Source organism: Ferrovibrio sp., from assembly GCF_025869515.1.
In the GTDB taxonomy this organism is placed as follows: Bacteria; Pseudomonadota; Alphaproteobacteria; order Ferrovibrionales; family Ferrovibrionaceae; genus Ferrovibrio.
This window is the reverse complement of record NZ_JAOZVR010000075.1, coordinates 49,727-56,420: the sequence shown is the minus strand read 5'-3', so window position 1 is coordinate 56,420 and position 6,694 is coordinate 49,727. Positions and strand designations below refer to the sequence as shown.

Here is a 6,694-nt window from a genome sequence, read left to right as displayed (position 1 = left end):
CTGCATCGACGACCTGGAATCGTATAGTCGGCTGCTGGGCCGGAAGCCACAAACCAGAGGAAAGCCCGAAAGCGTACTGCTGCTGCCAGCAGAGATTCAGCACACCGTCGAGAATTCACCTCTCAAGGCAATCTCCGCCTATATGGCAACTGCCTTTGCAGCCAATGATACCTTTGTCACCAGCGCTGAGAAGATGCTCGAAACCTTCAGTATCGAGCAAGACGAGAAAAAGACCTTGGCAGCACAAATGGCACAGATTGCACCGGCATTCGACGCCATGAATGTCGGGTTTGAACCCGACAAGCGCTTCGGTTCGTCGAGTTTCCCGAAAGACGGCACCATTGTCCTGTTCAGGAAATCCGAGCATCAGCCTGTCGAACAGGACAAACCTGAGTATCAGATTGCCAAAACCCTGATTGAGGTTACGTCACTGGCCGCCGCGGCCGATGGTGGCGTCAATCCAGCCGAGTTAGCTGCGGTCAAAGCCGACATCCGGGCGCTCGGAGGCCTGAACCTTGCCGAGAAACAGAGGCTTTCGGCCTATGCGAACCTCCTGGCAGAAGACACGCCGCGCCAGCAGGGCGTTCTGAGCCGTCTGTCCAAACTGTCCGGTGCCGAAAAAGCGAAGGTCGCGAACTCCGCAATCGCCTCGGTTCTGGCCGACGGCCATGCTGACCCATCCGAGATGAAGTTCCTGGAGAAGCTCTACAAAGCCTTGGATCTGCCTGCGGACGAGCTCTATTCGGCCGTCCATCGCGGAGCCATTGTCATTGACGAGCCTGTTACCGTCGCGCCAGGGGAACCTTCACCCGGTCGTCCCATTCCGAAACGCCCTGCTGCAGCCACTGCGCCGGACACCACATCCAGTGGCATCAAGATCGACATGGCCCGCCTGGAGCGCATCAAGAGCGAAACATCGGCTGTCTCGAACCTGCTCGCCGACATCTTCGTTGAAGAGGCCGCGTCGCCGGTTGCACAGACTGTTGTGGAAACTAGCCCGTTCAAAGGCCTTGATTCGGCCCACGCCAAACTCGTCGCGCTCTTCCTGGCCCAGCCAGAATATGACCGTGATGCTTTCGAGGAGCAGGCCCGCGGTCTGCAACTGATGCCGGACGGGGCCGTGGAGACCATCAACGAATGGGCATTCGACACATTCGATGAACCACTGCTGGACGGCGACGATACCATCACTGTGGCCGAACATCTTGTTGCTAAGCTGAAGGAAATGGAAGTCAGAGCATGAGCACCGCCATCAAGTCCAAAGACCGCGACGTAATCCTTCAGGCCCTCACAGCAGGTGTAGTTCCCCGCCTTGGCCTGCGCCATATCCAGGTCGGTCGCGCCCCGGAAGTCGGCGCCCTGGTAAAAGACATCGACCGCATTACCGACAATGGGTCCGCTATCCGCTTCATCATTGGTGAGTATGGTGCCGGTAAGACCTTCTTTCTGCACCTGACGCGCCTGATCGCCATGGAGAAGAAGTGCGTCACCATGCATGCCGACCTGGCGCCCGACCGCCGCATCCACGCGACTGGTGGCCAGGCCCGCGGCCTGTATGCCGAGGCCATTCGCAACATGGCCACGCGGACCAAGCCCGACGGCGGTGCACTCGCCAGCATCGTCGAACGCTTCATCACCGATTGCATCAAGGAGGCCGGTCAACGCGGCATCACAGCCGACGCCGTCACCGAACAGCGTCTGGCATCCTTACAGGACCAGGCCAGCGGCTATGATTATGTGGCCGTCCTGAGCGCCTACCGGAAAGGCAGCGAAGAAGACAATGAGGCCCTGAAAGCGGCGGCTCTGCGCTGGCTGCGCGGAGAGTTTCCAACCAAGACCGATGCCCGGAATGCTCTCGGCGTCCGCAACATCATCGACGACCATGAGGTCTACGACGCCTTCAAAGCACTGGGTGCCTTCATCAAGCTGGCAGGCTATGCAGGCACCCTCATCATGTTCGATGAGATGGTGAACCTGTATAAACTGCAGAGCTCGCAGGCCAGAAACCAGAATTACGAGCAAATCCTGCGTATTGTGAACGATACACTTCAGGGCAACGTTCAGAATCTGGGTTTCGTCTTCGGCGGCACGCCCGAATTCCTGATGGACACCCGCCGCGGCCTGTACAGCTACCAGGCACTGCAGTCCCGCCTGGCCGAGAACGCCTTCGCCAAGAATGGTCTTGTCGACCTATCTGGACCAGTCGTCCGCCTGCCCAGCTTGACGCCGGAAGACCTGCTCGTCCTGCTTTCGAATATTCGCAGCGTCTTTGCCCACGGTGACCCGGCGAAGAACCTAGTGCCCGATGAGGCACTGCCGATGTTCATGGATCACTGCAACAAGCGCATTGGCGACGCCTACTTCCGAACACCCCGTAACACCATCAAGGCCTTCATCCACTTCCTGAACGTGCTGGAGCAGAACCCGGCGACCAACTGGAAGGAGCTGCTGGGTAATGTCGATGTCGCGGTCGACACCGAAGGGACGGACGAGACCGAAATCGTTGATGCTCCGGAAGCGGTAGTCGCCCAGCCTGCCAATGCGGCTCCAACTCAGCCTGTCCAGGACGGAAATGACGAGCTCACCACCCTTCGTCTCTGAGTTGGCCTCCGCCTCTGAGCTGGCCTCCAGCTTCGACAATCTGCACCCCAAGGTCCGGCAATGGATCTGGGAGCAGAACTGGACTGAACTGCGTGAAGTCCAGGAATTAGCCATCCAGGCTGTCATGGGCAGCCAGGACGATGTCCTGGTTGCAGCGGCCACGGCTGCAGGTAAGACCGAGGCTGCCTTCTTCCCCATCCTGTCCCGCGTAGCCGAGCGGGAGCAACCGGGGCTGTCCGTCCTGTACATCAGCCCGCTCAAGGCGCTCATCAACGACCAGTTCGGCCGACTGGACCAGGTTTGCGAGATGTTGGAGCTGAATGTCGTCCGCTGGCATGGCGATGCTTCCCAATCGGCCAAGAAGCGCACGCTCAAGAACCCGAGTGGGATTGCCTTGATTACGCCAGAGTCCATCGAGGCCTTGTTCGTCCGCAAACCTAAGGACGCCTATGCGCTGTTCCAGAACCTGGAATACATCGTCATCGACGAGCTCCATGCCTTCATGCAGGGCCCGCGCGGCCTGCACCTTGCAAGCCTGCTCCGGCGTATCGATGCCCTGTGCCGGGTTCGCCCACGTCGGGTAGGCCTGTCCGCTACCATTGGTGACTTGAGCGTCGCTGCCAAATGGCTGAACCCGGCCAACCCTGGCGGTGTGGCAATCGTGAATCCGCCAGGTGGGAGCCCAGAGCTCAGGCTGCAGGTCCGTGGCTATATTGAGCCACCCGATGTCAGCGCCGACGACCTGGAGAAGGACGAAGGCCACAAGGAGGCCTTAGACCACATCGCCGACCACATCTTTGCCCACCTGAGGGGCAGCAATAACCTGGTCTTCGGTGGGTCCCGGCGCCGGGTCGAGGCCGTCGCCGACCGCCTGCGCCGTCGTAGCGAAGCCGCAGGCGTCCCCAACGAGTTCTTCCCCCATCATGGCAGCCTGTCCAAGGAACTGCGGGAAGACCTGGAACACCGCCTGAAGGCGGCTGAGCTGCCGACGACCGCTGTGGCGACGACCACCCTGGAGCTGGGTATCGACATCGGCTCCGTAGACTCAGTTGCCCAGATTCTAGGTCCCCGCTCCCTGGCGTCCCTGAGGCAGCGACTGGGGCGCAGCGGACGTCGACGGGGGAAACCAGCGACCCTGCGTATTTACGTCCGCGAAAAGTACCTGACACCTTTGTCGGACCCGATGGATCGACTGCGGCTGGAGGTGGTGCGCTCTGTGGCAGCGGTCGAGTTGCTCAAGGAGAAGTTCGTCGAGCCCCCGGTACAGGACCCGTCCATCGCCACCGTGGCACTCCACCAGACACTCTCCATTATCACCGAACGCGGCGGCGCCAGGGCTGAGCAACTCTATCAGGCCATCTGCGGCGATGGACCGCTGTCTGCCCTGACCCAGGCCGACTACGTCGAGCTACTGAGGGCCATGGCGTCCCCGGAAGCCCGGCTCATCGAGCAGGCGCCCGACCGAACCATCATGCTGGGCGAAGTCGGCGAGAAAATTGCCTTCAGCCGGGACTTCTACGCCATCTTTCCCAGCGACGAGGAATGGCGCCTCATCCATGGCGGCCGCCAGCTGGGGACAATCCCGATTTCCAACATCCTTGGCATCGGGAGCCTGGTCGCCTTCGCGGGACGACGCTGGCGCGTCATGGCGGTCGATGACACCGCCAAGGTCCTGACCGTCGAACCGCACAGGTCTGCGCAGATTCCGAAGTTCGAAGACCCGTCCCAGGAGGCCATCCACGACAATCTGGCCGCCCGCATGAAGGCGGTCCTGATGGGCACCGATATCCCGCCCTATCTCGACCAGACCGCTCAGGAGCTGCTGGTGGAGGGGCGCGAGGCTTTCCTTGAGATGAACCTTGCCACCGAAATCCTGATGCAGGCCCAGAAGGACACGCACCTCCTGCTCTGGCACGGGGAAGCCATGAATTCAGTATTCGCCGTGGCGCTGTCTGGTGCCGGGTTCGAATGCTCAGCCAACGACATCGGCGTGACAGTCGCCAAGGCAACTCCGGACGATGTGCGAGCTGCCCTGAAGGTTCTGGCTGAGAACCCGTTATCGGTGGATGACGTTGCCGATTTTGTTCAGAACCTGCAGGTGGCTAAGTATGACGAGCTCATCCCGACGGGATTGCTGAGGAAGCTGTGGACGCGGGCGAATGCGGAGACTGTGGCGAAGGTGACGGGGCTGGCTCGGAAATTGATGGAAACATCTAATATACAGAGAGAGAAAACCGTGACAACTCCCGAACTACTTGTATGGCACCCGGCGAGTCGAACTGTCGGACACGTCGCGTGGAGAATCGGTGATACCTACGTATCAATCTGGCCCATCGGAGATAACGTTAATCTTCCGACTGAATTTGTAAGAACGCCATATGGAGCAGTGAATCGGCACAATACAATGACCAAGGCTCAATTCAAATCGGAAGCAGATGATATTTCTAAATTGGGGCAGCCATCTGTACGCATGCCGGTGCATGGCCTTGATGTCGAGCGCATGATTGATACGGCGAACGATTTCTTGAATTACCCATCGGCATATGTGCTGTTCGCACAACAGGGGGCATCCGCTTCCAATTGCGTAACTACATCAGCGCAAATTTTCTTCTCGGGCACTCCTCGCTTAGTAAATGGTTGGCCACAACCGTTTTTGGATCGGAGAGCAATGGACTTACCTGAAATTGCCGTTCCAGTCATTTCCGGCCTCACTAAGGACGAAGCGGACAAAATTATGGAGCAAGCCCGGGAAAAAACCATCCAAAGCCTTACTGACTTTCTCAACAAGTCGAGCCTCTCCAGCGGCGTACTTCAGGTGACCGACGTGGAAGCACTCTGCAACGACTGGAACGCCGCCTGCGAAGTGGAACCGCCAAAGCATCGCGGTGGTGCGTAATCAATGACTTCCCGAAGTAGTCGCCTGGATTACGCAGAGATGCTTGACCTAGCAGCCAAGGAACTCTCAGAGGACGGCATCTTCTGGCTTACCTGGGTGGAATTGCTAGCCAGAACCTCAAAAACGACGTCGAGAAAAGACTGGAATCAAGCTTCTACATGCATCGCGCGCCGCCGGATGACGACTTCATCATCGTTGACACGAATCGCCATCCGGATTGGTTCGATTGGATTGGCGCTCACGCCATCCTCAGGGCAAAGCTGACAGCACGCGGCGTCGAGGAGGATGACCTGCCGCTGCTTCCCAATGACAAGCTATGAGATTGCTTCTCAGCGCACTTCAAGGACAACCCTGAACACGTCTGGCGCATCCAATGGCACGGACGCACGCAGCACCGCGTAATCGTCCATATAGAAAATGGCGCTCAAAGTCTGAGCCGCCAGAATCTTACCGATGAAACCCATTCCTTCCGCCGGTTTACCGTGCCAGACCCGTGCAATCATTGAGTCTGCTTCGCCAATGAAATGGACGTCGGGATGGTCCGGATCGGGGAATTGGTCAGATATGTGCTGCATTGCTTTAGACCCTGCGAGGTCGTGCTTTTGAGCATCATCGTCCACCCAAAGCACTGGCGGCCGCTCGACATCGAAACTGCGGTCGGCGGGTGGCATAATATATGTCCATACCGAGCCATCTCGATGTTCACGAAAGAACGATATCTGAAACCCCTCGATGGCCGTGATAACGACTCTGCGGTCGCTTATACGCTCGTCTCGCCACATTTCTGCCTCCCTAAAAATTAGGCGCGCCCCTCGATTATTCCCAGCCACTTCTCCCAAAAGGCGATGCCCTCGAAAAAAATATGAGAGATCTTGCGGCCTTGATCATCTTGTAGCTGGTCATACTCATAGAATGCGTAATGCAAAGCCCTCGCGCCACTCACAGTGGCGCCTCCATGACCGAGGGAGAGCGCCCAACGATTTTCCTTCAGAAGTAGATTCCTTGGTTCCTCGATGTAATTAATGAACACAGATTCTTTTTTGAGCACTGGCCACGTGGCGGAAATTGCTGCATCGAGAGCCGGACTGCTCTTACGGTCAACCTTATCGAGTACGTGTCCGACTGAACGAAGCAATGAAAGAATAGCGATATACTGAGCAAAAACAGAAGCGCGATACACAGCATTGCTACCACCAC

General features: G+C 58.1%; 6 protein-coding genes. 4 read left to right on the top strand and 2 right to left on the bottom strand.

Annotation, left to right across the window (positions count from 1 at the left end):
- From OJJ21_RS11765 to OJJ21_RS11750, 4 genes are all read left to right on the top strand, one after another.
- Positions 1–1,243, top strand: a 1,243-nt coding sequence (locus OJJ21_RS11765; RefSeq protein ID WP_297686412.1) for a tellurite resistance TerB C-terminal domain-containing protein, incomplete at its 5' end; no start/stop codon positions are given.
- Positions 1,240–2,601 (top strand): ATP-binding protein, encoded by a 1,362-nt coding sequence (locus OJJ21_RS11760; protein WP_297686410.1) that lies wholly within the window; start codon positions 1,240–1,242, stop codon positions 2,599–2,601. The genes OJJ21_RS11765 and OJJ21_RS11760, both read left to right, overlap by 4 nt.
- Positions 2,573–5,497, top strand: a complete 2,925-nt coding sequence (locus tag OJJ21_RS11755) for a DEAD/DEAH box helicase (protein ID WP_297686407.1) — start codon at positions 2,573–2,575, stop codon at positions 5,495–5,497. Before OJJ21_RS11760 ends, OJJ21_RS11755 begins: the two co-directional genes overlap by 29 nt.
- A gap of 158 nt (positions 5,498–5,655) precedes the next feature.
- Positions 5,656–5,817, top strand: a complete 162-nt coding sequence (locus tag OJJ21_RS11750) for a hypothetical protein (protein WP_297686405.1) — start codon at positions 5,656–5,658, stop codon at positions 5,815–5,817.
- A 9-nt stretch (positions 5,818–5,826) separates the two neighbouring features.
- Here the strand turns inward: OJJ21_RS11750 and OJJ21_RS11745 are convergent, their stop codons facing one another.
- Complete coding sequence (locus tag OJJ21_RS11745) at positions 5,827–6,279, bottom strand: hypothetical protein (protein WP_297686404.1); 453 nt, start codon at positions 6,277–6,279, stop codon at positions 5,827–5,829.
- 17 nt (positions 6,280–6,296) lie between these two features.
- On the bottom strand, positions 6,297–6,694 hold a 398-nt coding region (locus OJJ21_RS11740; RefSeq protein ID WP_297686402.1), incomplete at its 5' end, for a hypothetical protein.

Coding starts and splice junctions, on each gene's coding strand:
- OJJ21_RS11760 (WP_297686410.1), top strand. CDS start 1,240: ATGAGCACCGCCATCAAGTCCAAAGACCGCGACGTAATCCTTCAGGCC.
- OJJ21_RS11755 (WP_297686407.1), top strand. CDS start 2,573: ATGACGAGCTCACCACCCTTCGTCTCTGAGTTGGCCTCCGCCTCTGAG.
- OJJ21_RS11750 (WP_297686405.1), top strand. CDS start 5,656: ATGCATCGCGCGCCGCCGGATGACGACTTCATCATCGTTGACACGAAT.
- OJJ21_RS11745 (WP_297686404.1), bottom strand. CDS start 6,279: ATGTGGCGAGACGAGCGTATAAGCGACCGCAGAGTCGTTATCACGGCC.